Raw genomic sequence first — 3,027 nt, 5'->3', positions numbered from 1 at the left:
CTGCCAGCGGCGTGGGTGGCGCAGGCAGCCTGGGCCTGCTGGGCGGCAGCGGCATGGCGGCCTTGCTCGCCGCCACCCTGGTGGGTGCGGCCACCAGCATTCTGTACGGCCCCTATATGCGGCGCTACCCGGCGCTGCCCACCAGCGGCCTAGCGATGGCCGCATCGGTGCTGTTTCTGGCGCTGTACTGCAGCTGGCAGGGCCAGCCGCTGTGGCCGGTGTTTTCTGCCACGCAGTGGGGCCATATGGTCTTTATCGGGCTGTCGAGCGGCCTGGGTTACTTTTGCCTGCTGTGGGCGCTGGGCCGGCTGCAGGCATCGCTGGTGATTGCTTTCCAGGCGCTGGGCCCTGTCACCGCCGCATTGCTGGAGCTGGCCTTGCACCAGCGCCTGCCATCACCTGCGCTGCTGGCCGCCATCGCGCTGGTGCTGGCCGGCCTGGTCATCAGCACCCGGGCGCCTGCAGGCTAGGCCCAGCTTGCCCCAGTGCCGGACTGCGGCACCCCCAGTGTTTGTAAAATGCGGCCTCCAGCCCCTGGATATACACCATGAACCGCTGCACCACACCCCACACATCCCACCACCATCGCCTGCGACGCGCCACGCGCGCCAGCCTCGCCGCATTTGCGCTGGCACTGGGTGGCATCAGTGCCCTGCCCAGCCAGGCCCAGACCGCCACCTTTGCCCCGTTCCAAGGCCCCGTCCGCGCCTTTCCTCCGCAGGCCCTGCGTGGCTATCTGGTGGTCACCAGCCCGACCGAAGCCACGATCGACAACCAAGCGCTGCTGCTGGCACCGGCCTTCAAGCTCTACAACCCGCAAAACACGACGGTGCGCCCCAACACCGTGCTGGGCCAGAAGCTGACGGTCAACTATGTGATCGAGAAAACCAGCGGCCGCGTGCATGCCGCCTGGATCTTGAACAGCGACGAAGCCGCCCTCAAACGCGACCGCGCCGACAACGGCTTCTGGAGCGGACTCTTTAAATAAAGCGCATTGGCGCCGCCGCTTGGGCTGACCGCTGCGGTCAAGCCCGGCGGTGCGACATGCGCATCCCCCCTTAGGCAGCAGTGCGCCCGCCAGGCGCCTGGCTTTCTGCCGTATTTCGGTATTTCTTCAGGCCTGCAACCGCAGCCCCTGGGCCCCCACGAGATTTGCACCATGTCCAAAAAAGTATTTATCAAAACCTTCGGCTGCCAGATGAACGAGTACGACTCGGACAAGATGGCCGATGTGCTGGGCGCTGCCCAGGGCTATGAACCCACACAGGACATGGACGAGGCCGACCTGATCCTGTTCAATACCTGCTCGGTGCGCGAGAAGGCGCAGGAGAAGGTGTTCTCGGACCTGGGCCGCATCAAGCACCTGAAGGAAAAGGGCGTGCTGATTGGCGTGGGCGGCTGCGTGGCCAGCCAGGAAGGCGCCGAGATCATCAAGCGCGCGCCCTATGTCGATGTGGTGTTTGGCCCCCAGACTCTGCACCGCCTGCCCGAGCTGCTCAATGCCCGCGCGGCCAAGGCCAAGCCGCAGGTCGATATCTCCTTCCCCGAGATCGAGAAGTTCGACCACCTGCCACCCGCCCGGGTTGAAGGTGCGTCGGCCTTTGTCTCGATCATGGAAGGCTGCTCCAAGTACTGCAGCTACTGCGTCGTGCCCTACACCCGGGGGGAAGAGGTGAGCCGCCCGTTTGAGGACGTGCTGGTCGAGGTCGCTGGACTGGCCGCGCAAGGCGTCAAGGAAATCACCTTGCTGGGCCAGAACGTGAATGCCTACCTGGGCAAGATGGGCGACACGGCCGAGATCGCCGACTTCGCGCTGCTGCTCGAATACGTGGCCGAGATCCCCGGCATCGAGCGCATCCGCTACACCACCAGCCACCCCAATGAGTTCACGCCGCGTCTGATCGAGGCCTACGCCAAGATCCCCAAGCTGGTCTCGCACCTGCATCTGCCGGTGCAGCACGGCAGCGACAAGATCCTGATGGCGATGAAGCGCGGCTACACCGCTATGGAATACAAGAGCACAGTGCGCAAGCTGCGCGCCATCCGCCCCGATCTGGCGATGAGCAGCGACTTCATCGTGGGCTTCCCCGGCGAGACCGAAGAGGACTTCCAGAAGATGATGAAGCTCATCGACGATGTGCGCTTTGACAACTCGTTCAGCTTTATCTTCAGCCCGCGCCCCGGCACTCCGGCCGCCAACCTGCCCGATGACACGCCTTACGAGGTCAAGCTGCGCCGCCTGCAGGAGCTGCAAGCCGTCATCAACCACAACATCAAGACCATCAGTGAAGAGCGCCTGGGCACCGTGCAGCGCCTGCTGGTGGAAGGCAAGTCCAAGCGCGACAACGGCGAGCTGATGGGCCGCACCGAGTGCAACCGCGTGGTCAACTTCCCCGGCCAGGAGCGCCTGATTGGCCAGATGGTTGATGTGCGCATCACCGAGACCATGACCTATACGCTGCGCGGTGAAGTGCTGATCACCCATTGAGATCCATTGCTGGCAGGCCGACGCCGCGCTGGTCAGGCGCAGCAAACACGGTGAAAATAGCCTTCTGCCCTGCTTTTGTGGCCCGCAAAGGCCCCACCTGCCTTGGGGCCCGTTAGCATGCAGGGGGCGCATGAGGGATGCGCTATTACTAGAAAGGCATCATCACCATGGCATCCGTGTCCGACCCGTCCACCGCACTGCGCAGCGAGGCGCTTGACGCCTTTCTGGACCATGTTGATGCGCTGTTCAACACCGAGGACGAGACACAGGAATGGCCTGCCCGCCAGGCCGCAGCCGCCCAGCAGCTGGCATCACGCGCGCTGGAGCCCGAAGACCTGGACCAGCTGCGCCGCGTCTACCGGCTGTGGAGCATGGCCGGCCAGCCCGCCCAGGCCCTGGCCGCGGTGCAGCAGCACCAGGCCCGCCTGCTGCAGGAGCTGAGCGCTGGCGCACAGCGCGATGCCGCCGTCACGATGGCCATGCTGCAGGCCGATGCTGCCGAGGATGTGCCCGACCTCCCCCCCGAACAGTACCGCGCC

At 64.9% G+C, this 3,027-nt stretch carries 4 protein-coding genes; all 4 read left to right on the top strand.

The annotated features are described in order from the left end of the window. The coding region (locus tag H928_RS26170; protein WP_021025490.1) for an EamA family transporter at nucleotides 1-470 on the top strand (470 nt) is incomplete at its 5' end. A gap of 77 nt (nucleotides 471-547) precedes the next feature. Further along, on the top strand, nucleotides 548-988 hold the full coding sequence (locus tag H928_RS0104795; protein WP_021025489.1) for a hypothetical protein: 441 nt from the start codon (nucleotides 548-550) through the stop codon (nucleotides 986-988). 171 nt (nucleotides 989-1,159) lie between these two features. Next, nucleotides 1,160-2,488 carry a tRNA (N6-isopentenyl adenosine(37)-C2)-methylthiotransferase MiaB gene (miaB, locus tag H928_RS0104790; protein ID WP_021025488.1) on the top strand — a complete coding sequence of 443 codons (1,329 nt, stop codon included), beginning with the start codon at nucleotides 1,160-1,162 and terminating at the stop codon, nucleotides 2,486-2,488. Between the two features lie 167 nt (nucleotides 2,489-2,655). After that, a partial coding sequence (locus tag H928_RS26165) for a hypothetical protein (RefSeq protein WP_043338705.1) occupies nucleotides 2,656-3,027 on the top strand: 372 nt, incomplete at its 3' end.

The sequence above is a fragment of the Comamonas sp. B-9 genome (assembly GCF_000410635.1).
Lineage (GTDB): Bacteria > Pseudomonadota > Gammaproteobacteria > Burkholderiales > Burkholderiaceae_C > Comamonas.
The sequence above is the reverse complement of the archived record's forward strand: the minus strand, read 5'-3'. Positions and strand labels throughout refer to the sequence as shown.

What these genes read in the sequence shown, in the direction of transcription:
- H928_RS0104795 (WP_021025489.1), top strand. Translation starts at nt 548, where the DNA reads ATGAACCGCTGCACCACACCCCACACATCCCACCACCATCGCCTGCGA.
- miaB (WP_021025488.1), top strand. Translation starts at nt 1,160, where the DNA reads ATGTCCAAAAAAGTATTTATCAAAACCTTCGGCTGCCAGATGAACGAG.